The 22258-nt window shown below is 73.9% G+C and carries 25 protein-coding genes; 11 read left to right on the forward strand and 14 right to left on the reverse strand.

The features are described from left to right. Window positions 1-270: 270 nt before the first annotated feature. Both Pdca_RS05430 and Pdca_RS05435 read right to left on the reverse strand, forming a co-directional pair. Complete coding sequence (locus tag Pdca_RS05430; RefSeq protein ID WP_179956592.1) at window positions 271-816, reverse strand: DUF5994 family protein; 546 nt, start codon at window positions 814-816, stop codon at window positions 271-273. 295 nt (window positions 817-1111) lie between these two features. Next, a complete protein-coding gene (locus Pdca_RS05435; protein ID WP_085911611.1) occupies window positions 1112-1312 on the reverse strand; it encodes a cold shock domain-containing protein in 201 nt (66 codons plus the stop codon). A gap of 203 nt (window positions 1313-1515) precedes the next feature. On the opposite strand from Pdca_RS05435, the gene Pdca_RS05440 reads away from it, so the two are divergent. Beyond that, complete coding sequence (locus Pdca_RS05440; RefSeq protein ID WP_085911612.1) at window positions 1516-2472, forward strand: acyl-CoA desaturase; 957 nt, start codon at window positions 1516-1518, stop codon at window positions 2470-2472. A 125-nt stretch (window positions 2473-2597) separates the two neighbouring features. On the opposite strand, the gene Pdca_RS05445 is transcribed toward Pdca_RS05440, so the two are convergent. The 4 genes from Pdca_RS05445 to Pdca_RS05460 all read right to left on the reverse strand — a co-directional run bounded on the left by Pdca_RS05445 (window position 2598) and on the right by Pdca_RS05460 (window position 4820). Further along, on the reverse strand, window positions 2598-2819 hold the full coding sequence (locus Pdca_RS05445; RefSeq protein ID WP_085911613.1) for a helix-turn-helix domain-containing protein: 222 nt from the start codon (window positions 2817-2819) through the stop codon (window positions 2598-2600). Then, window positions 2819-3304, reverse strand: coding sequence for a DUF2975 domain-containing protein (locus Pdca_RS05450; RefSeq protein WP_085911614.1), 486 nt, complete (start codon window positions 3302-3304; stop codon window positions 2819-2821). The genes Pdca_RS05445 and Pdca_RS05450 overlap by 1 nt, the downstream gene beginning before the upstream one ends. 95 nt (window positions 3305-3399) lie before the next feature. After that, window positions 3400-4260 (reverse strand): RCC1 domain-containing protein, encoded by an 861-nt coding sequence (locus Pdca_RS05455; protein WP_232021424.1) that lies wholly within the window; start codon window positions 4258-4260, stop codon window positions 3400-3402. Between the two features lie 47 nt (window positions 4261-4307). Beyond that, complete coding sequence (locus Pdca_RS05460; RefSeq protein WP_125911273.1) at window positions 4308-4820, reverse strand: hypothetical protein; 513 nt, start codon at window positions 4818-4820, stop codon at window positions 4308-4310. A gap of 89 nt (window positions 4821-4909) precedes the next feature. Here Pdca_RS05460 and Pdca_RS05465 point away from each other — a divergent pair, with 89 nt between their 5' ends. After that, a complete protein-coding gene (locus Pdca_RS05465; protein WP_085911616.1) occupies window positions 4910-5788 on the forward strand; it encodes a LysR family transcriptional regulator in 879 nt (292 codons plus the stop codon). Window positions 5789-5804: 16 nt separating this feature from the next. Here the strand turns inward: Pdca_RS05465 and Pdca_RS05470 are convergent, their stop codons facing one another. Beyond that, entirely contained in the window at window positions 5805-7397 is a 1593-nt protein-coding gene (locus Pdca_RS05470) for a GMC oxidoreductase (protein WP_085911617.1), read from the reverse strand. Window positions 7398-8118: 721 nt separating this feature from the next. Between Pdca_RS05470 and Pdca_RS05475 the strand changes: the two genes are divergently transcribed. Next, entirely contained in the window at window positions 8119-8751 is a 633-nt protein-coding gene (locus Pdca_RS05475) for a hypothetical protein (RefSeq protein WP_085911618.1), read from the forward strand. An 87-nt stretch (window positions 8752-8838) separates the two neighbouring features. Here Pdca_RS05475 and Pdca_RS05480 read toward each other — a convergent pair whose 3' ends face one another. Continuing rightward, entirely contained in the window at window positions 8839-9396 is a 558-nt protein-coding gene (locus Pdca_RS05480) for a TetR/AcrR family transcriptional regulator (protein ID WP_158092091.1), read from the reverse strand. Window positions 9397-9544: 148 nt separating this feature from the next. Between Pdca_RS05480 and Pdca_RS05485 the strand changes: the two genes are divergently transcribed. From Pdca_RS05485 to Pdca_RS05495, 3 genes are read left to right on the forward strand one after another with little or no spacing between them, the layout of a single operon-like run. Next, a complete protein-coding gene (locus Pdca_RS05485) occupies window positions 9545-9826 on the forward strand; it encodes a hypothetical protein (RefSeq protein WP_085911620.1) in 282 nt (93 codons plus the stop codon). A gap of 42 nt (window positions 9827-9868) precedes the next feature. Next, window positions 9869-10354, forward strand: a complete 486-nt coding sequence (locus tag Pdca_RS05490; RefSeq protein ID WP_232021628.1) for a GNAT family N-acetyltransferase — start codon at window positions 9869-9871, stop codon at window positions 10352-10354. 48 nt (window positions 10355-10402) lie between these two features. Beyond that, a complete protein-coding gene (locus tag Pdca_RS05495) occupies window positions 10403-10819 on the forward strand; it encodes a YunG family protein (RefSeq protein ID WP_085911622.1) in 417 nt (138 codons plus the stop codon). Between the two features lie 20 nt (window positions 10820-10839). Here the strand turns inward: Pdca_RS05495 and mscL are convergent, their stop codons facing one another. Both mscL and Pdca_RS05505 read right to left on the reverse strand, forming a co-directional pair. Next, a complete protein-coding gene (mscL, locus tag Pdca_RS05500) occupies window positions 10840-11262 on the reverse strand; it encodes a large conductance mechanosensitive channel protein MscL (protein ID WP_085911623.1) in 423 nt (140 codons plus the stop codon). 102 nt (window positions 11263-11364) lie between these two features. After that, window positions 11365-12435, reverse strand: coding sequence for a 3-deoxy-7-phosphoheptulonate synthase (locus tag Pdca_RS05505; RefSeq protein WP_085911624.1), 1071 nt, complete (start codon window positions 12433-12435; stop codon window positions 11365-11367). A 226-nt stretch (window positions 12436-12661) separates the two neighbouring features. Between Pdca_RS05505 and Pdca_RS05510 the strand changes: the two genes are divergently transcribed. After that, the gene (locus tag Pdca_RS05510; RefSeq protein ID WP_085911625.1) at window positions 12662-13474 is read left to right on the forward strand and encodes a carbon-nitrogen hydrolase family protein; all 813 of its coding nucleotides are present in this window, start codon (window positions 12662-12664) and stop codon (window positions 13472-13474) included. A gap of 41 nt (window positions 13475-13515) precedes the next feature. On the opposite strand, the gene Pdca_RS05515 is transcribed toward Pdca_RS05510, so the two are convergent. The 3 genes from Pdca_RS05515 to Pdca_RS05525 all read right to left on the reverse strand — a co-directional run bounded on the left by Pdca_RS05515 (window position 13516) and on the right by Pdca_RS05525 (window position 15736). Then, on the reverse strand, window positions 13516-13815 hold the full coding sequence (locus tag Pdca_RS05515) for a 4a-hydroxytetrahydrobiopterin dehydratase (RefSeq protein WP_085911626.1): 300 nt from the start codon (window positions 13813-13815) through the stop codon (window positions 13516-13518). Window positions 13816-13895: 80 nt separating this feature from the next. Then, entirely contained in the window at window positions 13896-14723 is an 828-nt protein-coding gene (locus Pdca_RS05520; protein WP_158092092.1) for an ABC transporter permease, read from the reverse strand. Then, complete coding sequence (locus Pdca_RS05525) at window positions 14720-15736, reverse strand: ABC transporter ATP-binding protein (protein ID WP_373865546.1); 1017 nt, start codon at window positions 15734-15736, stop codon at window positions 14720-14722. The genes Pdca_RS05520 and Pdca_RS05525 overlap by 4 nt, the downstream gene beginning before the upstream one ends. An 86-nt stretch (window positions 15737-15822) precedes the next feature. Between Pdca_RS05525 and Pdca_RS37445 the strand changes: the two genes are divergently transcribed. Further along, window positions 15823-16647: an NUDIX domain-containing protein gene (locus Pdca_RS37445; RefSeq protein ID WP_269462838.1), complete on the forward strand. Its 825-nt coding sequence runs from the start codon at window positions 15823-15825 to the stop codon at window positions 16645-16647. 102 nt (window positions 16648-16749) lie between these two features. Further along, entirely contained in the window at window positions 16750-17739 is a 990-nt protein-coding gene (locus tag Pdca_RS05535) for a hypothetical protein (RefSeq protein WP_085911628.1), read from the forward strand. A gap of 279 nt (window positions 17740-18018) precedes the next feature. Here the strand turns inward: Pdca_RS05535 and Pdca_RS35335 are convergent, their stop codons facing one another. Continuing rightward, window positions 18019-18168, reverse strand: coding sequence for a hypothetical protein (locus tag Pdca_RS35335; protein WP_166665902.1), 150 nt, complete (start codon window positions 18166-18168; stop codon window positions 18019-18021). A 124-nt stretch (window positions 18169-18292) separates the two neighbouring features. On the opposite strand from Pdca_RS35335, the gene typA reads away from it, so the two are divergent. Continuing rightward, window positions 18293-20188 (forward strand): translational GTPase TypA, encoded by a 1896-nt coding sequence (gene typA, locus Pdca_RS05540; protein WP_232021629.1) that lies wholly within the window; start codon window positions 18293-18295, stop codon window positions 20186-20188. 143 nt (window positions 20189-20331) lie between these two features. Continuing rightward, window positions 20332-22218, forward strand: coding sequence for an ABC transporter family substrate-binding protein (locus Pdca_RS05545; protein WP_085911629.1), 1887 nt, complete (start codon window positions 20332-20334; stop codon window positions 22216-22218). Window positions 22219-22258 lie beyond the last annotated feature (40 nt).

Genomic DNA, 22258 nt, shown 5'->3' on the forward strand with positions numbered 1-22258 from the left:
ACGGTGCGTCACCGTAGCCAAAGCTTACCCAAACCTGCTCCACCGCGTCGCATCCGGTCGTCCGGTCATCCGGGCGAGTAGCTCTGCCGGTGCTCGGCCGCATGCGTCGGAACTTCCCGGGATGGATGTTGTTCGGCAGTGGCACCCGGTCGAGTTCCGCTTCAACGTCTGACCGACTCCCGTTTCCGCTGGTAAGCGCGTTGCGCGTCCGGTTCGTTCGACGTCGGCCCGTCGGTCGCCACCCGGCAACGGCTGACGGTGCGACGGCGATCAGCGGTGGGGCGATCTACCGGAAGGTCGAGCCACCGTCGTCTTCCCAGCGCCCGGAGGCGATGCGCGTCCACTTTCCGAGTCGCCCGGCAGGGAACGCAGCAGGGTTGCGGGGTCGTCCTCGTTGTCAGGATCCGATGATCGAGAAAGAGCTCGTCGGGCATCGTCCGGGGCGGACTCCGGGGGAATCACGAGCAGGCTGACCCGCCCCCGGGGGCCGAACAGATCGATGACGTCCTGCGGGTCGCTGAAGGATCCGCCGAGCCGCACGGTGCGACCACCCAGCACGATCCGGCGTTGCGCCGCCGGCCAGGTGACGAGGCTGTAGGCGACCCTGGTGGCCGGGCCGATGCGGTCGTCGAGCTGCGCCATCAGGGCCGGCAGCTCGTCGGCCAGCGCCCGCGACTGCGGCCACCAGGCGCCGTCCACGGCACCGGTCGGGCGACCACCGGGCTCTAGCGCCAGGCGCGACGGTGGTTCATCGGCGGGGGCCGCCGAGCCGGCCGCGGCCACGCTCGCGGATGTGTCCCCGCGCAGAAGGTCCATGACCTGGCTCCGTTCGTCCGGTTGTGGCGCCACCTGGCGGCATCGCTGCCGGGCAACCGCTCGCCGTGGACGATGTGCACACGGGAGTACCGATTGCGGTGCGAAGTGATTCCGCGAGCGCAGGTCACCTGCATTGTCAGGGCAGTTCCGAAGACGACGAACGCGCACACGACGGGTAGCCGTCGATGGCCACGACGACGCTCGTCGGAGCCGTCCGACGCCGGACGATCCACCGACCGTGCGCAGGTAGCCGGATCGCTCCGACCGGCCGCTCCGACCGCCCGCTCCGATCGCCTCAGCGCGTGTAGACCCGCTCGACCTCCGGGCCGTCCGGCCCGTCGTGAACGTCGAACCGGACCGCTTCTCCCGCGACCAGGCTCTGCCCGCCACCGCCGTCGATCCGAGCCCGGGAGACCGGGAGGACGGGCCCGTCGTCGGTCTCGATGGCGCCGACGCCGGACTGGTCGTCGAACCACTGGACGGTTCCTGCGTGCATGCGCATCTCGATTTCTCACCGGGCGGTTCCGAGGTGGAGCCGGAACGACGAACGCTACGCGCCGGGACGGCGGGCAGCCATGGCGAACGACGGGCACGGCACCGCCCGGCATGACGACGGCCACCGTCCTGGTGCCGCCGTCCCCGCCGGTAGGGGGGTCAGCAGGGCTGCGCCGACGGGCCCGGGAAGGCTGTCATGAGGCCATGACAACACTCGACACGGCCCCCGCCCCGCCCCGGGCCGGACCGGCCCCCGTTCTCGACGGGCAGCGTCCGCCGGGGGAGATGTTCCTGGTGGGGCTGTTCGTCGCGCTGCCGACACTGGCCCTGTTCGCGGCCGTCCCGCTCGCGTGGGGATGGGGCCTGGGCTGGCTGGACGTCGCACTGGCCGTCGCGTTCTACGCGGTGAGCTGCCTGGGCGTGACCGTCGGATTCCACCGGTACTTCACCCACGGTGCGTTCAAGGCCAAGCGGCCGCTGCGGATCGCGCTGGCGATCGCGGGCAGCCTCTCGCTGCAGGGCAGCGTGCTCGACTGGGTGGGCGATCATCGCCGGCACCACGCGTTCTCCGACAAGGAGGGTGACCCGCACTCGCCGTGGCTGCACGGCACCGGGCCGGCCGCGTTGATCACCGGGTTCTGGCACGCGCATCTGGGGTGGCTGTTCAACCGCGACCTGACCAACATGAAGCGGTTCGCCCCCGATCTCCTCGCCGATCGTGACATCCAGCGGGTGGATCGTGCGTTCCCGTTGATCGTCGTCGTCAGCCTGCTCGGTCCGGCGTTGATCGGCGGTCTGGTCACGATGTCGTGGTGGGGCGCGCTGACGGCGTTGTTCTGGGCCGGGTTCGTCCGGGTCGCGGTGCTGCACCACGTCACCTGGTCGATCAACTCGATCTGCCACATCTGGGGCGAGCGCCCGTTCGCCTCCCGCGACAAGTCCGCGAACGTCTGGTGGCTCGCGGTGCTGTCCTGCGGCGAGTCCTGGCACAACCTGCACCACGCCGACCCGACCTGCGCCCGGCACGGTGTGAAGAAGGGTCAGATCGACATCTCGGCCGTGGTCATCCGCGGGTTCGAGAAGCTCGGCTGGGCGTTCGACGTCCGCTGGCCCACCACCCGGCGCCTGGAGCGACTCTCGGCCACGAAGGCCCGGTCCTGATCCGGCCGCTCGCCCGCCCGGTTCCACCGGCGACGACGGCAGCCCGGCTCGATCACACCGCCGTTCTCTCCGCCGTTCTCGCTGCCACTTCCCGTGCCGAACGTGCAACCCGCCGCCGTCGGCGGTCATCCGCCCGGGGTGCCCTCGGCGTCCCAGCGCAGCAGATCGCCCGGCTGGCAGTCGAGCACCGCGCAGAGCGCGGCCAGCGTCGTGAAGCGCACCGCCTTGGCCCGGCCGTTCTTGAGCACCGCCAGGTTGGCGGGGGTGATCCCGACGCGGTCCGCGAGCTCGCCCACGGACATCTTCCGCCTGGCCAGCATGACGTCGATGTCGACGACGATCGGCATCAGATCACGTCGTCCAGCTCGGCCTGCATCCGCGACGCCTCGACGTCACGCGCGACGGCCTGGGCGAGCAACTGCCGCAGCACCAGCACGATGAGCGCGACCCCCAGGACGCCCACGCCGATCCCGCCCATGACGAGGGTGACGCCCGGGTCGTCGCGCTGGCCGGGCGCGTTGACGATCGTGACGACGAACCAGAGCGCAGCGGCCGTCACGATCGCGCCGATCACGCCGTCCACGTAACGGAAGGCCGGCTGGGAGAACACGGTCCGGCGGCGCGCCATCGTCGCCAGCTTCCACACGCAGACGATGGCGACCTGGACCGCGAGCATGCCCACGATCGTGATCACGCGCAGCAGGGTGAGTGGGAGCGGCCCGGTCTCCGGGTCGGTGGCCAGTGCCCACACCATTCCCGCCTGGACGAACACGGTGCCGGCGAGCACGACCGCCAGTACGGCGCGCAGCGACGCAACAGTCAGCTGTCCCACGGTGATCCCTCCATCGTCCTACGATGGAAATCTATTGTTTTTCGATAGATCGGGCAAGGCTTCGGCTGCCCGGTGGCCGGTCAGGCCTCGACCGGTCACCACCGATGGACGTCGCAGCGCCCGTCGGCCGTGTCCCCGGTGGCGACGACGGCGCCGTCCGCCCGGAGGCCGAGGGTGTGCGCCGATCCGGCGGCGACCGCGATGATCCCGCTCCAGTCGCGGACGGCGCACCGGCCGTCCGCGCCGTCGCCGGCGGCGAGAACGCGGCCGTCCGCGCGCAGCGCGACCGTGTGCCGGCTGCCCGCCGCGACGGCGACGACGTCACGCCAGTGCTGCACACCGCACTCGCCGGCGCCGGTGCCGCCGGTGGCCGCCACGGTGCCGTCGGACCGCAAGCCGACCGTGTGCAGGTGTCCCGCAGTCACCGAGACCAGGTTCCGCCAGTCCCCGACGGCGCACTGGCCGCGGATCCCGACGCCGGTGGCGAGCGCGCTGCCGTCGGCCCGCACCCCGACGGTGTGCCAGTCCCCGCAGGCGACGGCGACGATCTCGCGCCAATCCGCCACCGAGCACTGGCCCTCGGCGTCCCGGCCGGTGGCCAGCACGGTGCCGTCGCCGCGGAGCCCCAGGGTGCGACGCCAGCCGGCGGCGACGGCGGTGACACCGGTCCAGCTCGTCGTCGCGCACCGGCCGTCGTCGTTCCGGCCGGTGGCGAGCACGGTGCCGTCGGCGCGCAGCCCGACGGTGTGCGCGCGCCCGGTGTTGCGGGCGGTGTGCACGTTGCCCGCCGCGACGGCGACCACGCCGGTCCAGGTGCCGACGTCGCACTCACCGGCCCGGCCGTCGCCCACCGCGACCACGGTGCCGTCGGAGCGGCACCCGACGGAGTGCCGCCGGGCCGCGGCGAGCGCGGTCACCCGGGCCGCTGCCGGGAGGCCCTGATCCTGTGCGTCCACGTCCGACATGGTGCTGCAGTGCCCGAGCAACGCCCGGATCCGGACGGTCAGGGCGTGCTGCCGCGCCCGCTCCACCCGGGTTCGAGTGCCGCCCACTCGCCGCCGATCTCGCGGCCGGCCCGGCGCGAGGCGATCAGCCGCGCCCGCAGCAGCAACCCGCCACCGCTCAGCAGCACGAGCGCGGCCGCGGTCACCGCGGTCCCGTTGCCCTCGGTGGGCGTCGGCCTCGGCGCGCCCTCCCGGTCGGTCCAGATGGTGCGGGTCTCGCCGGGAGCCGGTCGTCCGCCGAGCACCAGCGGCCCGGTGTGCGCTCGCCCGTCGGGCCCCGTCCAGTGCGCGCGGACGGTGCTGCGGAACGGCCCGCCGGCCTGCGGCGCCGCGGTGACGGCCAGCACCGTGGCGACGGTGCTGTGGGCGTCCGGGACGTCTCGTTGCACGGCGCGGATGCCGGCCAGGTGCCCGACGCAGAGCGCGACGGTCACCAGCACGACGACGAGGGCCGGCGTCACCTGCCGCAACTGCGCCGCGCGCTGCGTGGCCGACGGCTCTGAAAGGGTCACCATCGAAGCCTGACCCGGCTTCGGGCGCTGTGGAAGAGCGAGGATCCGGACCCTGCCTTCGTCTGTGACAGAGGCTGTACGGTCGGGCCGTGGCATTCGAGGTACTCGATCTCCGGCTGTTCCTCGGGGTCGTCGAGCAGGGCAGCATCACCCGCGGCGCGGAGCTGGTGCACCTGTCACTGGCCTCGGCGAGCAGCCGGATCGCGGCGATGGAGGGCGCGGCGGGCCTGCCGCTGTTCGACCGGCACCGGCGCGGCGTGACGCCGACCAGGCAGGGCGAGCTGCTGGCGTCGCACGCCAGGGAGATCGTCGGCCGGCACGACCGGATGCGGCTGGAGCTGGCCGATCTCGCCGGGGGACACGCGGCGACCGTCACGATCCTGACCAACACGGCCGGCGCGACACTGCTCACGGGCCCGGTGACCGGGTTCCTGCACGACCACCCCGACGTCGACGTCGACCTGGTCCAGCAGCCGAGCCACCGGATCGTCGCGGCACTGGCCGAGGGCAGCGCCGAGCTCGGCGTGCTCGCCGACAACGTCGAGCTCGGCCGGCTGGAGTCGATCTCGCTGGGGCCGGATCCGCTGGTCGTCGTGGTCCATCCCGGGCATCGGTTCGCCGGGCTGGCCGAGGTCGCGTTCGTCGACGTCCTCGACGACGACGCGCTGGTCGGCTACTCCGAGGGCAGCCCGCTGGAGGAACACCTGCGCCGGCACGCCGTCCCGCTCGGCGGCCATCCGCGGCACCGGGCCCGGTTCCCCGACGCCGGCTCCGTCTGCCACGCGGTCGCGGCCGGCGTGGGCATCGCCGTGCTCCCGGCCCGCGACGTCGCCGACGGTCTGGTCGGGGTGCCGCTGCACGACGGATGGGCCGCGCGCGAGCTGCTCGTCGCCTGCCGGAGCTGGGCGGACCTGAGCAGCCCCGCCCGCGCGCTCGCGGCCCTGCTGCGCAGTGCCGGCAGCGGCTGATCCGGACGAGCCCGGATCAGAACACCGTCCCGAGGTCCGTCCCGAGAATGCCGTCCATGGCGTACTCGGCGAGCGCCGCCACCGTCATCGACGGGTTGCAGGCGCCGGTGGAGCCGGGGATCAGCGCACCGTCGACCACGTAGAGCCCACGCTGACCGAGGACCCGCCCGGCGGCGTCGCACACGTCGCCGATGGTCGCCCCGCCCAGCGGGTGATAGGTCGTGGTCTCGAACGCGGTGGTGTCCAGGGTCGGGTTGAGCAGGCCGGTCACCAGGTCACCGCCGACGATCCGCCGGATGCGTGCGGCGATGTCACGGGTCAGCTGCGCGTCGTGGGCCTGGCTCCAGTGCAGGACGGCGTCGTCGCGCACCGGGTCGTAGCGGAACTCGCCGCGCGGTTCGACGATCCCGTAGCCGATGACGGTGGTCGTGCCGAGGTCGACGGGGAACGGCACGCCCGCCTGGATGACGGTGAGTGCCCGCGCCGGGTCCGACCAGTCCCGGACGCCGACGCAGGCCGGTCCGCCCTGCAGCGCGCCGGGGCTCTCGCCGACCGGGGTCCAGGTGAAGATCCGGTCGCCGTTGTTGCCCCAGCGGGTGCCGACGCCGTCGGGCAGGTCCGGGACCAGCCCCTTCGCCCGGGCCTTCACCAGCAACCGGGTGGTGCCGGCCGAGCCCGCGGCGAGGAACAGCGCGTCGGTGACGATCCGGATCTGCTCCAGCACGACGCCGTCGGTGTCGATCCGTTCGGTGTGCACCACCCAGCGTCCGGACCGGTCCCGCTCGACGTCGGTGGCCCGGTGCAGCGGCGCGACCTCGACCAGGCCGCTCGCCTCCGCCTCGGCGACCCAGGTCCGGTCGACGGTGTTCTTGCCGCCGTTGTTCGCGCCGTAGAGCACGTCACCGGTGCTGTAGGAGGCCGGCAGCTCGCCGCGCAGCTCGCGTCGCACCACGTTCCAGTCGAGCGGCAGCGGGACCCGGAAGCCTGGGGTCCCGGCCTCCTCGGCCCGCCGCAGGAACTGCCGTGAGCTGCGGTAACGGGCGTGTGCGAGCACGTCGTCCGGAATGGTCGCCGGGGCCAGCACCGACTCCACCCGGCGGTAGTGGTCGCGGTCGAACCGCTCGAAGTCGAGTTCCGCGGGCATCGACGCGGCGAAGGTCGCGGCGGAGGGCTGCATCGTCATCCCGTGGTAGACGAGCGAGCCGCCGCCGACACCCGCACCGCAGAGCACGTCCATCCCGATGCCACGGACCCGGTCGAGGACGCCGGTCCAGGGCTTCCAGACGGCGGGCGGGGAGCCGGTGAGAACCGGTCCCGGCGTCAGCCAGGACGCCCGGCGGTCCGGCGAGAACATCAGCGGGAAGGTGTCGCCGCCGGGCCGGACCGGCCAGCGGACGCCGCGCTCGAGCACCAGCGCGGGGACACCGGCCCGTGCCAGCCGGGCCGCGGCGACGGCGCCGCCGAACCCGGTCCCGATGACGACCGCGCGCCGCCGGTCCGCACGTGCGGCGGGCGCGGCGACGGCCGGCCGGGTGCCGAGGTGCAGTGCGGCCGCTCCGCCGGCGGCGGCCGCACCGGCGAGGAAGGTGCGCCGGGTGAGAGTCGGCATCGACGGACTCCTCGGGGTGTCGCCCGGACGTGGCCGGGCCGGGAACGGGGGCGCGTTCGGGGCGTGCCGGGCCGACCCTAGAGGAGGTTCTCCGACAGCTGTCGGATTGGCGTCCGTGTCCGAACCGCCGAGCGCACCGGAAGATCGCACCGCCGTCCGGCGTAATCGATCACTCTGTATGGCGTAGTGCCAGGTCAGACGTCATTCGATCAACGACTGCTGCAGACGGCGCGGAGTGTGGTGGGGCGCTTTCGCAAGAGGGCCGTTCGGCGATCGATATGCGGCGAGCGGTGCGCCGAAAGGTGCGGAACGGTCCAGTGGCCGTTGCTCCGACCGGGTCACTTCGGCATGTCGTCCCCTAGTCGAGGGGGTGTCGCCGCGGCGGGCCGGAAAGTGATCGGGCAGTAGGACGCGCCGGCGGCCCTGGAGTTGCACGGGTGTGATCTCCGCCTCTTGTGGGGTGTCGACCGTAACGATCTGTGAAGTGACGATTCGTCACGCAGAGTGCCTGTCCGACACCTGCCGGATAGCACTATGTGTAGTTGATCAACGGCGAGCGGTACGAGTGCGGCGGGTAAATAGGACTAATCGGACACCAACCGAGGGGCGACGTCCTCTTGCGTGGAGGGGTTCCGTACGTTCTGCGACACCGGGCCGTGACACAGCGTGAACATTGACGGTGAACGCTGACGGTCGGTTCACACAGATGAGAAGGAGAACCATGAACGCCCCCGAGACGTCCTCCTCCCGCCGTACCGCGCGGCGGATCGCCACCGTCGGCGCCCTGACCGTCCCGCTCGCCCTCGGCTCGGCCGGGATGGCGCTGGCCGGCGACTACCACGACGGCGGCAAGGGTCACGACAAGAACCGTGACTGCGCCCCGTCGTTCGCCTCGCAGGAGGGCGGCCTGCTCGGCCTCGACGCTGCGGTCGACCCGGCCCTCAACATCGGTGGCATCGCCAACAGCGGCCCGGTCTCGCAGCACATCACCGCCGTCGACGAGTCCAACTCGGGCATCGTGCAGTCCGGCTGCGGCGCCGGTCAGGCCGTCCAGGTCGACGACCTGGTGGGCCTTGGCCTCGACATCAGCCCGTCCGCCAACGTCGGCGGCATCCTCAACTCCGGCCCGGTGGAGCAGTCGACCACCACCGTCGACCGCTCCAACAGCGGTGTCCTGCAGTCCGGCTCCGGTCACGGCCCGGGCGGCGGCTACGCGTCCCAGAAGGGCAGCCTGATCGGGATCGACGCCACGGTGAACCCGTCGATCAACATCGGCGGCCTGCTGTCCAGCGGCCCGGTCTCGCAGTCCACCACCACGGTGGACCAGAGCAACTCCGGGATCGTCCAGGGCTGATTCGGCCCGCATCCGCGGGAGGCACGTGCCGCCCGGGCCGACGGACCCGGCCCGGGCGGCACGGCCGATCCGGAACCCCGAGCAGGCTCAGATGTCCCGGCGCACCAGCATCCGCCATGCCCAGCCGGCGGCCACCTCCGGGGCGGGCAGCGGATCGCGCTCCAGCCAGCTCGCCGCGACGCCGAGCAGCGACCAGGTCAGTCCCGCCGCGAAGACGTCCAGCGGGATGCCCGCCTCCGACTCGGTGAAGCCCATCCGCTGGGCGGTGTCGGCGACGAACTCCTGCATCCAGCGCCGCATCACCGCCGCCGCGTCCGGCGCTGCGGCCCCGTCGAGCGCCTGCCGGTAGAGGACGGCGTGGTCGGCCAGATGCGCGAACCAGCGCAGCAACGCCTCCGGCGGCTGCTCCCCGATGTCGGCCAGGACCAGCTCGGACAGGTCCGCACCGGCCAGCGTGGCCTGCGCGCTCAACGCGTCCGCGAGCAGTGACTCCTTGTCGGTGTAGTGCTGGTAGAAGCTGCTGCGGTTCACCCCGGCGTGCTCCGCGACGTCCGCGACGGTGATCGTCTCCAGCAGGCGCTCACGGGCGAGGGCGAGCAGAGCGTCCTGCAGCCGCCGACGTGTCCGCACCACCCTGGGATCCACCGCGGCATCCTCGCAGCTCGCGCCGTGCCGCGCCGACCGTCCGCGCCGGGAGCCGCTGTGGATCATCAGGATTATCGAGGCCCGGCGCGACCGGGCCCGGCATGCTGGTCGACGGGGCGCCATCGGGCGCCGGGACAGGAGTGGCCGGGTGACGACCGGGTGGACCTGGTGGGACGCGCTGGTCGCGCTGCTGCTGGCCGCCGCGCTCGGTACGGCCGCGGCCGGGTTCCGTGCCACGCTCCCCGTGCCCGCACGGCCACCCGCCGCGGGATGCACCGGGGCGGCGCTCGTGGCAGCGCTGGTCGTGACACTGCTGGTGCGCGGCGATCCGGTGCTCCAGACGACCGCGGTCGTCGCCTGCGTGAGCCTCGCCGTCACCGGCTCGATGGCCCGGCGGTCGCACGACCGTGGACGGGCACAGCGCTGCTAGGTTCGGCGTCCGTCCGTACCCGGGAGGCGCTCGTTGATCACCGTGCGGGAGCTGGGCCCCGACGACTGGAGGACCTGGCGCGACCTGCGACTGGCTGCTCTGGCCGAGGCGCCGCACGCGTTCCACAGCCGGCTCGCGGACTGGGTGGGCGCCGGTGAGCACGAGTGGCGGGACCGGTTGCGGGCGCCCGGCCGATACCTCGTCGCCGACCTGGACGGCCGTCCGTGCGCACACGTCGTGGCGGTGCCACCGGATCCGGACGGCGTCGCCGATCTCGTCGCGCTGTGGGTCGCTCCGCACGCCCGCGGCACCGGGGTGGCCGACGCCCTGATCGCCGCCGTCTCCGAGCAGGCCGTCAGCTGGGGCGCCCACCGGCTGGCACTGCACGTCGTGGTCGGCAACGAGCGGGCCGCAGCGCTGTACCGCAGGCACGGGTTCGCCGATCTCGGGGCGATCGAACGACCGGACGGAATCACCGAGCACCGGATGGAACGGCCCCTCCCGCTGCCGGTCCCCGACGGGTCCTGACCTGCCGCGGAACCGGAACTGTCGGTGGTCCGCCCTACCGTCCGGTCCATGACCACCGCTGCCTGCCCGGCGCCCGCCCTGACCGAGGTCGCCGCCGCCGTGCGGGCGTCCTGGGATCGCGACACCTGTGACGACGCGGATCGCGCAGGCTGGAGTGCCCGGGTGCCGTCGCGCGGGCAGTGCGGTGCCACCGCCCTGGTGCTGCACGACCTGTTCGGCGGGGACCTGCTGCTCGCCGAGGTGTGGCACTCCGACGGCACGCTGCAGGGCTACCACTGGTGGAACCGGCTCCCCGGCGGCACCGAGATCGACCTGACCGGCGACCAGTTCACCCCCGGCGAGACGGTGCAGCCACCGCGGGTGGTGACCCGGCCACCGGGGCCGCCCCGGCGCTGCCGCGCCCAGTACGCGCTGCTGCGCCGGCGGGTGCTGGCCCGGATCGGCGACCCCGGTGCCGGGCGGTGAGCCGGGCGCGCCGGGGGCCCTCAGTCGGCGGGCCCGCCCGCCGCGTGCTTCCCGGCCGCCTCCTCCCGGCGTCCCTCGCGCAGCAGGTCGCGGATCTCGATCAGCAGCTCGACCTCCGTCGGATCGGCCGGGCCGTCCTCCTCGCCGCGCTTGCGCCGCTCCTGAACCGTCTTCAGCGGCAGCACCACCAGGAAGTACACGACCGCCGCGGTGATCAGGAAGGTGATCAGGGCGTTCACGAACATCGCCCAGTTGAACTCGATGCCGTTCACCACGAACGTGCCGCCGAGCTCGCCACCCCCGGACACCAGCCGGATCAGCGGCTCCAGGAACGCCTCGGTGAACGCCGTGACCACCGCGGTGAAGGCGGCGCCGACGACCACCGCCACCGCGAGGTCGACGACGTTCCCGCGCATCAGGAAGTCCTTGAAACCCTTGAACATGCCCGTCCTCTCCCGGTCGATCCGGCCGGGGAACCGACCGGCCGGATCCAGAGCCTGGCACCACCGGGATCATCACGGGCACACACCACGCCGTGCCGGTCCTCAGTGACGTCCGTCCCGGACGGCGTCGGCGAGCGTCCCGAGCAGCGTGTCGGTGGTGTCCCAGGACATGCACGCGTCGGTCACCGACCGGCCGCGGACCATGTCCTGCCCGAGCTCCTGGCGGCCCTCGACGAGGAAGCTCTCCATCATCAGGCCGGTCACCGCACGCTCCCCGGCGGCGATCCGCTCCGCGAGCTCGCCGACCACACCGGCCTGCCGCACGTGGTCCTTGCCGCTGTTGCCGTGGCTGGCGTCGACCACCACCCGGTCCGGCAGGCCCGCCTTCCGCAGCTCGGCCGCCGCCGCGGCGACGTCGTCGGCCGAGTAGTTGGGCTGCGCGCCGCCGCGCAGGATCACGTGCGTGTCCGGGTTGCCGGTGGTGGTTACCAGGCCGGCGAGCCCGTCGGTGTTGACGCCCATGAACACGTGCGAGGCCGCGGCGGCCCGCATCCCGTCGACCGCGGCCCGGATGTTCCCGTCGGTGGCGTTCTTGATCCCGACCGGCATCGACAGGCCGCTGACCAGCTGCCGGTGCACCTGGCTCTCCGCGGTGCGGGCGCCGATCGAGCCCCAGCTGACGACGTCGGCGATGAACTGCGGCGTGATCGGGTCGAGGAACTCGCAGCCCACCGGCAGCCCCAGCGCGGAGATGTCGAGCAGCAGCTTGCGGGCGGTGCGCAGGCCGCGGTTGACGTCGAACGTGCCGTCCAGGCCGGGATCGTTGATCAGGCCCTTCCAGCCGACCGTGGTGCGCGGCTTCTCGAAGTAGGTGCGCATCACGATGCACAGCTCGCCGGACAGCTCCTCGGCCCGGGCGGCCAGCCGCCGCGCGTAGTCCAGCGCGGCATCCGGATCGTGCACCGAGCACGGCCCGACGACGACCAGCAGCCGGTCGTCGGTGCCGTCGAGGATGCCGGTGACCGCTGCCCGGCCACGGGTGACCGTCCCGGCGACCTCGGGGGTGCAGGGCAGGTCGTGACGCAGCAGCGCGGGCGAGATCAGCGGGCGGATCCGCTCGATCCGCCGGTCGTCCAGCGGGGTGTCCAGCAGCGGAGCGGTGGGGGTACTCATCGGGGACCGCGGTCCTTTCCCGGCGGACCGCCCCGGATCACCTCGCCCGAGCCGGTCCATGATGCCGGCTCGAGGGATGGAGGGTCAGCGCGCTACGACACCGGCCGACCCATCCCGGGCCGGCTGGAGAAACCAGTAGTAGGCGCTGCGCACGTCCCGACCGTACCGCACGTCGCGCCCGGTGATCGAGCGCGTGCCCGCACCGCCGGCGTGGTACGACCGACCCATGCGGATCGCGCTCGCCCAGATCTCGTCCACCCCGGACCCGGAGGGCAACCTCGCCGAGGTCGACCGGCTCACCCGGGAGGCGGCCGCCGCCGGCGCGCGGCTGGTGCTGTTCCCGGAGGCCACGATGTGCCGCTTCGGGGTGCCGCTCGGCCCGGTCGCCGAGCCGTTGGACGGCCCGTGGGCGAGCCGGGTGCGGGCGCTCGCCGCCGAGCACGGGATCACGGTGGCCGCCGGGATGTTCACCCCCGCCGGCGACGGCCGGGTCCGCAACACGCTGCTGGTCACCGGGGCCGGTGCCGACACGCACTACGACAAGATCCACATGTTCGACGCCTTCGGCTTCGCCGAGTCCGACACGGTCGCGCCCGGCACCGAACCGGTGACCGTGGAGTTCCCGGACTCCGACGGCCCGGGCACCGGCCCGGTCACGGTGGGCCTGTCCACCTGCTACGACGTCCGGTTCCCCGGTCTCTACCAGCGGCTCGCCGATGCCGGCGCCACCGTGCTGGTCGTCCCGGCGTCCTGGGGCGCCGGGGCCGGCAAGCGGGAGCAGTGGGAGCTGCTGGTCCGGGCCCGCGCACTGGACACCGGCTCGTTCGTCGTCGCCTGCGACCAGGCCGATCCGACGACCGTCGGTGGCGAGCACGGCCGGGCCCCGACCGGCATCGGCTACAGCCTGGTCGCGGGGCCGCGGGGGGAGATCGTCGACAGCCTCGGGGCGGAGCCGGGCCTGCTCGTCGTGGATCTCGATCCGGCCGTGGCCGGGCAGGTGCGCGAGCAGATCCCGGTGCTGCGCAACCGCCGCTTCTGAGCCCCGGCACGGCCCCGGCACGGCCCCGGCGCGGTCTCGGCTCAGCCGCCGGCCGCGGCGATCCGGTCGCAGATGTGCCCGGCCAGGTCGGTGTCCTTCGCAGTCAGCCCGCCCTCGGAGTGGGTGGACAGCCGGAAGGTCAGGGTGTTGTAGCGGATGTCGATGTCCGGATGGTGGTCGGCGGCCTCGGCATCCTCGGCGACCCGGTCCACCACCGCGATCGCGGCGGCGAAGTCGGGCAGCTTCGCGGTGCGGACGATCGCGTTGCCGTCCCGCTCCCAGCCCGGGAGCTTCAGCAGCGATGCGGTGATCTCGGCGTCGGTCAGCAAGGGGGTGGCCATCGCCCCATCGTGGCGCAGTCACCCCGCTCCGGCCCAGTGGCCCGCGCGGACCGCCCGCGATCCCGGCGGTGCCGGGGCGCTCAGGAGTCGCGGCCCAGCAGGTATCCGGTGATTCCCGCTCCGGCGACGGCGAACCCGGCGGCGCGCAGCGTCGTCGCCAAGACCGGACCGGTGTCCACCGGCACGGCCAGGGTGGCCGCGAGCACCTCGTGCCAGTGCCCGGTCGGCAGCGCGGGCGCCGCCGGCTCCCACAGCGCCGCCACCAGTGGCGCGACGACCAGTGCGACCAGCCCGGTCACGACGACCACCGACGACCGCCGCGCCGCCGCCGACACCGCGAGCAGCAGGATCCCGAACCCGATCAGCTGCCCGGCCGTCCAGGCCGCGAGCAGCCCGGCCCTGGCGAGCGTCGGCCCGACCCCGAACCACCCGGTACCCATCATCAGCGAGCCGGCGAGCAGCGCGGAACCCACCACGACGACCGTGGCCAGCACCGCGGCGGCGGCCACCGCGGACGCCTTCAGCAGCACCAGCCGGCCGGGCCCGACCGGGGACAACCGCAGCCCGTCGAGGGTGCCGCGGGCCCGCTCGGCGGCGAACGCGTCGGCCGCGACGAGCACCACCGGCATACCCAGCGAGAACGCGGCCGGCTCGGCCAGCGCGACCATCAGCACACCCAGCGTGTAGGAGTATCCTTCCGAGCCGGTGGCCAGCGCGATCGCCGCCGCGACCGGTACCAGTGCGGCCGCCGCCAGGGCCACCGCGGTACGCGGGCGGGCCAGCGCCAGCTCGATCTCGGAGCGGAGCAGCCGGGCCAGCGGCGCCGCCGTCCGCCGCCCGGCGCGCCCCGGAGGTCCGGAGCGGGGGTGCGGATACCGGCCGTCCGCGGACCGTGCCGGGGCGCTCACCGGACGCTCCCGGCCCACGCCGCCGCCGGCGCCATCCGGGGATCGGGGCCCCGGGCACCGGCATCGGGGGTGTCGGTGAGCCGGGCGAACACGTCCTCCAGCCGGGCGGAGGGCCGGGTGACCTCGCGCACCGCGACGCCGGCGTGCACCAGCAGCGCGACGACCTCCGGCGCCGCTGCGCCGGTCACGTGCACCCGGTCAGCGGCGGGCGCGCCGGCGTCGAACCCGTGTGCCCGCAGGGTGTGCACGGCGAGACCGGTGTCCGGGGTGGTGACCACCAGCGGGCCCGGCCCCCCGCTCAACAGGTCCCGCAGCGGCCCGGCCGTCAGCAGTCGTCCGGCGCGGAGAACGGCGACATGGGTGCAGGTCGCCTCGATCTCACCGAGCAGATGCGAGCTGATCACGACGGTCGCACCGGCCGCGTGCATCTCGCCGATCAGCTGCCGGACGTCCCGGGTGCCTGCCGGATCGAGGCCGTTGGTCGGCTCGTCCAGCACGACGAGCCGGCGCCGGGTGAGCAACGGGACCGCCAGGCCGAGTCGTTGGCGCATCCCCGGCGAGTACTCGCGGACCCTGCGGTCGGCGGCCTCGGACAGCCCGACCCGGTGCAGCACCGCGGCGACCGCGGCCGGGATCCGGGCGGTGTCCAGCAGCGGTTCGGCGGCCGCGTAGCGGAGCAGGTTCTGCCTGCCCGTCCGGTGCGGGTGCGCGGCGGGCAGCTCGATCAGGGCGCCGACGTGCGGGAGCACCTCGCAGGCCCGCCCGGGCAACTGCCTGCCGAGCAGCTCGACCGTGCCCTCGGTCGGCGCGAGCAGCCCGAGCAGCATCCGCATCAACGTCGTCTTGCCCGCACCGTTGGGACCGAGCAGGCCGAGCACCGAGCCCATCGGGACGTCGAGATCGACACCGTCGACGGCCCGGACCGCGCCCGCCCCACGGCCGAAACCACGGCCGAGGCCGACGGCGCGGATGGCGGGCGGGCGGCCGGGCGGAACGGTGACGGGCTGTTGCACCGGAACAGGGTGACCTTCCGTGCCCGCGGGCGTGGCGTTTCCGGGACATCCGCCGGGCCTGCGGGGGCCCTGCGAGGATCGGTGCCGTGCCGGTGATCAGTCTCGACCATCGCGTGGACGGCCCGCCCGACCTGGTCGCGGGGGTACTGCGGGAGACGGCGTCGGCCGCGGTGGCCGTCGCCCGCGCCGGTGCCCGGCTGACCGCGCCCGCCCGGCTGCTCGTCGCGGGGGACGAGGTCCGGGTGACCCTCCCGGGCGGTCTCGTCGGCTGCCGGACCCGGATCATCCGGGCCGGACGGGACGGACTGTGGTCCGAGCTCGCGTCCGGTCCGCTGACGGCGCTGCGGCACGTGACCCGGGCAGTTCCGGACGGCGCCGGGACCCTGGTGCGTGACGAGCTCAGCTGGACGCCCCCGCTCGGTGGTCCCGGCCGGCTCTCCGATCCGGTGCTGCGCCACTACGGGCGGCGGCTGCTGGCCGCCCGCCGCGAGGTCATCGGCGAACGGGTCGGCGAGCTGCGTGCGGCACCGGCCGTCGTCGGTGCGGCGATCGTGCGGGACGGCCGGCTGCTGGCCGCCCAGCGGTCCTATCCGGCCGAGCTCGCGGGACGGTGGGAGCTCCCCGGCGGTGGTGTCGAACCGGGGGAGACCGAGGCCGACGCGGTGGCCCGGGAGTGCGCCGAGGAGCTGGACGCCCGGGTGGTGACCGGGGAGCGGCTCGGCACCGACCTGCCGATCGGACGCCGGGTGCTGCGGATCCACACCGCACGCCTACTCCCCGGCTCACCGGAACCGCAGCCGCGGGAACACCGGGCGCTGCGCTGGGTCGGAGCGCGCGAGATCGCGACGCTCGGCTGGCTGGACGCCGATCGTGCGGTCCTCGGCGAGCTGGTCGATCTGCTCCGCGGCTGAATCGCAGCCGATCCTGCGGACGGCAGCGCGGTCGCCGGTGCCGAAGTGAAGATCATCCGGAGAATGCCGGAACCGCGCGGGCCCGGGCGTCGTCCAAGCCACATGAACCGGAACCCCGTCATCACCGCGCCGGCCGGGCCCACCGCCGCGGCCCCAGGAGACCGGCCACCCACCCCGGCCGCGACGCCCGCCGGCCGGCGGACACCCGCGCCGCTGGACCGGCTCATCGCCGCGCAGGACGGCCTGGTCACCCGCGCCCAGGCGCTCGCGCACGGGCTCTCCCGGGACGCCGTCGACCGGCGGCTCGCGACCCGGTGCTGGGAGCCCGTGCATCCCCGGGTCTACCGGGATCCGGCCCGGCCGGGCTCCGAGCGCGCCCGGATCCGCGCCGCGGTGCTGTGGGCGGGGGAGGGTGCGGTGCTGACCGGTGCGGCGGCCGCGTGGTGCTGGGGCCTGCTCGCGACCGCCCCCGGACACATCACCGTGACCGTGCCACGCAGCCGTGCGCCCCGGCCCCGCGACGGGATCCGGGTCCGCCGGCGCGATCTCGCACCGGCCGACGTGAGCACGCACGCCGGCATGGCCGTCGCGGCTCCGGCACTCGCCGTGCTCGAAGCCGTCCTCGATCCCGGGATCCCCGGTGCCGCGCTGCTGGAACGCACACTCAGCGGGCCGGGGCCGGATCTGGCTGCGCTCACCGCGGCCCACGCCCGCAACCTCGGCGCACACGGCTCGGCCGAGATCGGCAGGCTGCTGACCGTGACCTCGCGGCAGGCGGCCGAGCGTGCTCTGCACCGGCTGCGCGTGCTGCTGGTGCACGACCGGATCCGGGGCTGGCGGTGTGGTCACGAGACGGCCGGGCTCGTGCTCGCGCTGGCCTTCCCCGGCGCCGGGCTCGCCGTGGAGATCGACGGGGAAGCCGGGCGCGGCTGGCGCAAGGCCGTGCTGCGACGGCACGGCTGGCGGGTACTCGACCTCGATCCGGCCGAGCCGTGGCTGCGACCGGCGGCCACACTCGCGGCGCTGCGGCTCGCGCTGAGCGACCGGCCGGGAGGTCCCGGCGGGGCCGCGGCCCGGCGCCTCGCGGGATGAGCACCGGATGTACGGAACATTGCGGCCGGCCGGACGGAGCCCGTCGGAGTACCGGACGGGTGAGGCTGCGGGACTCCGGTGACCCGCGCAACGGTGTGATTCCGGCCATGCCACACGGGCGCGCAGGAGGGCCGGGGCAACGGCACGACGACGTCGTCCGGAGCGGGTACCCGGCGCGGCGCGGCCGAGCGTGACCGCAGCCGGGATCCGGGCTCGCCGAGCGGCTCGCGCGGGCCACCGCGATCGACGTCGCGGCTGGTCAGTGGCCTGTCGAAGGGGTCAGTAGATACGCGCGATCTTGAGGGCGCGCTGGAATGCCTTACCGCTCAGATCGTCGGCTCCGGCCTTGGTCAGCCGCATCGCGACGACCGGGCAGCTCTTGCAACGCTTCGGCTTGGATCGGCAGCACTTCTTCTTCACCTTGCCCATGAGGAGGCCAGGCTAACCTGCGCCCCGCGCAGGTACCAGGGGTTGCCCCCGATACCGTGGAGGTGTGACCATTCCGCGTTCCGCCTCGGCCCTCGATGCTCGCTCCGCGATCGAGGACGACGCCGTGCCCGATCAGGCCGGCCGTCCCGAGCTGCGCAACGTCGCGATCGTGGCGCACGTCGACCACGGCAAGACCACCCTCGTCGACGCCATGCTCCGCCAGTCCGGCGCCTTCGGCGAGCGCGCCGAGCTCGTCGACCGGGTGATGGACTCCGGTGACCTGGAGCGCGAGAAGGGCATCACGATCCTCGCCAAGCACACCGCGGTGAGCTGGCACGACTACACGATCAACGTCGTCGACACCCCCGGCCACGCCGACTTCGGCGGCGAGGTCGAGCGCGGCCTGTCCATGGTCGACGGGGTGGTACTGCTCGTCGACGCCTCCGAGGGGCCGCTGCCGCAGACCCGGTTCGTGCTGCGCAAGACGCTCAGCGCCGGCCTGCCGGTGATGCTCGTGGTGAACAAGACCGACCGCGCAGACGCCCGCATCTCCGAGGTCGTCGACGAGTCCCTCGAGCTGCTGCTCGAGCTGGCCGACGAGCTCGACCTCGACGAGTCGGTCACCGCGCACCTGCTCGACCTGCCGGTCGTCTACGCCTCCGGCCGCGCCGGGAAGGCGTCCCGGATCCGCCCGGGTGACGGCGAGCTTCCCGACTCCGAGGACCTCACCCCGCTGTTCGAGACCCTGCTCGACGTCGTCCCGCCGCCGTCCGACGACCCGTCGGCCCCGCTGCAGATGCACGTCACCAACCTCGACGCGTCCAGCTTCCTGGGCCGGATCGCGCTCTGCCGGATCCGCGGCGGCGTGGTGCGCCGCGGCCAGCAGGTCGCCTGGTGCCGGGAGGACGGCAGCACCCCGCGCGTCAAGATCACCGAGCTGATGATGACCGAGGCGCTCACCCGCGTCCCCGCCGACGAGGCCCGCGCCGGTGACCTGGTCGCCGTCGCCGGGATCGCCGAGGTCACGATCGGCGACACCCTCGCCGACCCGGAGCACCCGGTCGCGCTGCCGCGGATCGACGTCGACGAGCCCGCGATCTCGATGACGATCGGCACCAACACCTCGCCGCTGGCCGGTCGCGACCCGCACCCGGGCAAGAAGCTGACCGCCCGGCTGGTGCGCAACCGGCTCGACGCCGAGCTGGTCGGCAACGTCTCGATCCGGGTGCTCCCGACCGAGCGCCCGGACGCCTGGGAGGTCCAGGGCCGCGGCGAGCTCGCACTGGCCGTGCTGGTCGAGACCATGCGCCGGGAGGGCTTCGAGCTCACCGTCGGCAAGCCGCAGGTCGTCACCCGGGTCGTCGACGGCAAGGTGCACGAGCCGTTCGAGCAGCTGTCGGTGGACGTCCCGGAGGACGCCCTCGGCGCGGTCACCCAGCTGCTCGCGGCCCGCAAGGGCGAGATGGGCGACATGGTGCACGGCGAGGGCCGGGTCCGGATGGAGTTCCGGGTCCCCTCGCGCGGGCTGATCGGGTTCCGCACCGAGTTCCTGACGATCACCCGCGGCGCCGGCATCGCCAGCCACGTCTTCGACGGCTACGGCCCCTGGGTCGGCGAGATCCGCACCCGGAACAAGGGCTCGCTGATCTCCGACCGCTCCGGTCCGGTCACGCCGTACGCGATCGACCAGCTGGCCGACCGCGGCACGCTGTTCGTCGGCCCGACCACGCTGGTCTACGGCGGCATGGTCGTCGGCGAGTACACCCGTAACGAGGACCTCGAGGTGAACATCACCCGGGAGAAGAAGCTGACCAACATCCGCTCCTCGACGAGCGACGTGCTTGTCAAGCTGATCCCGCCGACGATCCTCTCGCTCGAGCAGTCGCTCGAGTTCTGCGCGTCCGACGAGTGCGTCGAGGTCACGCCGGAGAACATCCGGATCCGCAAGGCCGAGCTGGACCCGAACCTCCGGGCCCGCGCCCGGTCCCGGGCCAAGGCGGCGGCGAACGCCGCGAAGTGAGCCGGGAGGCCCCCGTGGAGGGCCCGGCGCACCGCGGTGAGCAGAGCAGAGCGGCCCCGGGGCGACCCGGTGAGCAGAGCAGAGCGCCCCGCCGACCCACCCCGTCCGGTGGGTCGGCGGAGGCCGGCGGGGATACTGCGGACGTGAGAGCACGGCGACCGTTCCGAGCGCTCCCCGCGCTGCTGCTGGCCTGCCTGCTGGCGCTGACGGCGTGCAGCGCCGATCCTCAGCCCGCACCGGCGCCGGACATCGACGCACCGACCGAACCGGTCACCACCCCGACCCGGGTGGTGGCCGGCGTCGACGAGCTGGGGCCCGGGTTCAACCCGCACCTGCGCTCGGACCAGTCGCCGGTGACGACGGCGATCGCGACGATGGCGCTGCCCTCGGTGTTCCGTCCGGACGCCGAGGGGAACCCGCAACTCGACCGGACCGTCGCCACCGACGCGAAGGTCACCTCGCAGGAGCCGTTCACGGTCAGCTACGAGCTGAACGTCGAGGCAGGCTGGTCGACCGGTGCGCCGATCGCGGCTGAGGACTTCGTCTACCTCTGGCAGCAGATGCGCACCCAGCCGAACACCATCGGCGCCGCGGGCTACCGGGAGATCTCCGACGTCCGGTCGCGGGCCGCCGGCAAGGCCGTCGACGTCGTGTTCGACCGGCCGTACCCGCACTGGAAGGAGTTGTTCGACAACCTGCTGCCCGCGCACCTGCTCAAGGATGCGCCCGGCGGCTGGACAGCTCCGTTCGCGAACGGTGTGCCCGCTTCGGGCGGGCCGTTCCGGCTGATGCAGGTCGACCGGCTGCGTGGCGAGGTGCTGCTGGTCCGCAACGACCCGTACTGGGACACCTCGGCGGTGATCGACGAGATCGTGCTGCGCCGGATCCCGGCGAACACGTTGCCGACCGCGCTGGAGAGCCAGGGCATCGACCTGGCACTGCCGGACGCCCGGCCGGAGATCGGTCAGGCGCTCGAGGTGCTGGCCGGGTCGCCGGAGCCGCCGACGGTGCAGCGCGGGCCGCGCCCGGCGGTGCAGCAGCTGGAGTTCCGCACCCAGGACGGCCCGCTGGCCGATCCGCGGGTCCGCGAGGGCATCGCGGCCATGCTGGACCGGGCCGCGATCCGCGAGCGGGTGAGCCCGGAGGCCGTCCCCGTCGACGCGTTCGGTGCGGCCCCCTCCGACGCCGGCTACCAGCCGAGCGCGCCGCCCGGGGCGCCCGCGCGGCCGGACCCGGCCGTCGCCGAGGCGGCCTTCACCGAGGCCGGGTACGTCCGCGGCGGGAACGGACGCTGGACCCTCGGCGGTCGCCCGCTGAGCGTGGTGATCGGTGCGGGTGCCGAACGGAGCGAGGACGTCGAGGTGGCCCGGGTGGTCGCCGAGCAGCTGACGGCGGGCGGGATCCAGACCACGATCGTCGCGCCGTCCGCGCCGGAGCTGCTGACCAGCGCCAGCGTCGCGCCGATCACACCGAGCCCGACCACCACCCCGGCACCCGGCGCCGGACCCGCCCCCGGTGACGGGGCTGCCGAACCGCCGCAGGCCGCAGAGCCCACCACTCCGGCCCCGACGACCGCCCCGACGACCGCGCCGAGCACCTCGCCGACCACCGCGGCCGGTGGCGGATCGCCGGTCGCAGTGGACGTGCTCGTCGCGTCCCGGCCGGCGTACGGCGCGCTCGGGCCGCGGCTGAACTCGGCATACGGCTGTCCGCCGGACGACGTCGACGAGGACCTGCCCGGCACGTCCTGCTTCCCGGTCCTGCAGCCGCTGCTGGACGAGCTGACCGGCAGCGTGGCGGATCCAGGGGTGGTCGCCGAGGCGGAGCGGGTGCTCTGGCGCCAGCTCCCCGCGCTGCCGCTCTACCAGGCGCAGGGGCTCGTCATCAGCAACCGGGAGACCGACGCGTCGACCCGGGTCACCCCGGGACCGGTCGCCACCGGCCCGATGACCGGGGCGCAGACCTGGTCCGAGCCGGAAGGCTCGCGGGAGGACGACTCGGGCGCCGAGGATCCGGACGCCGACAACTGACCCACCGCGGTGGCCGCGCCGAGCGAGGCGCGGCCACCGC

Source organism: Pseudonocardia autotrophica (genome assembly GCF_003945385.1).
Classification (GTDB): Bacteria; Actinomycetota; Actinomycetes; order Mycobacteriales; family Pseudonocardiaceae; genus Pseudonocardia; species Pseudonocardia autotrophica.

Excerpts from the sequence above, each read along its gene's own strand:
- Pdca_RS05430 (WP_179956592.1), bottom strand. The coding sequence starts at position 816 with ATGGACCTTCTGCGCGGGGACACATCCGCGAGCGTGGCCGCGGCCGGC.
- Pdca_RS05435 (WP_085911611.1), bottom strand. The coding sequence starts at position 1,312 with ATGCACGCAGGAACCGTCCAGTGGTTCGACGACCAGTCCGGCGTCGGC.
- Pdca_RS05440 (WP_085911612.1), top strand. The coding sequence starts at position 1,516 with ATGACAACACTCGACACGGCCCCCGCCCCGCCCCGGGCCGGACCGGCC.
- Pdca_RS05445 (WP_085911613.1), bottom strand. The coding sequence starts at position 2,819 with ATGCCGATCGTCGTCGACATCGACGTCATGCTGGCCAGGCGGAAGATG.
- Pdca_RS05470 (WP_085911617.1), bottom strand. The coding sequence starts at position 7,397 with ATGCCGACTCTCACCCGGCGCACCTTCCTCGCCGGTGCGGCCGCCGCC.
- Pdca_RS05475 (WP_085911618.1), top strand. The coding sequence starts at position 8,119 with ATGAACGCCCCCGAGACGTCCTCCTCCCGCCGTACCGCGCGGCGGATC.
- Pdca_RS05495 (WP_085911622.1), top strand. The coding sequence starts at position 10,403 with ATGACCACCGCTGCCTGCCCGGCGCCCGCCCTGACCGAGGTCGCCGCC.
- mscL (WP_085911623.1), bottom strand. The coding sequence starts at position 11,262 with ATGTTCAAGGGTTTCAAGGACTTCCTGATGCGCGGGAACGTCGTCGAC.
- Pdca_RS05505 (WP_085911624.1), bottom strand. The coding sequence starts at position 12,435 with ATGAGTACCCCCACCGCTCCGCTGCTGGACACCCCGCTGGACGACCGG.
- Pdca_RS05510 (WP_085911625.1), top strand. The coding sequence starts at position 12,662 with ATGCGGATCGCGCTCGCCCAGATCTCGTCCACCCCGGACCCGGAGGGC.
- Pdca_RS05515 (WP_085911626.1), bottom strand. The coding sequence starts at position 13,815 with ATGGCCACCCCCTTGCTGACCGACGCCGAGATCACCGCATCGCTGCTG.
- Pdca_RS05535 (WP_085911628.1), top strand. The coding sequence starts at position 16,750 with ATGAACCGGAACCCCGTCATCACCGCGCCGGCCGGGCCCACCGCCGCG.
- Pdca_RS35335 (WP_166665902.1), bottom strand. The coding sequence starts at position 18,168 with ATGGGCAAGGTGAAGAAGAAGTGCTGCCGATCCAAGCCGAAGCGTTGC.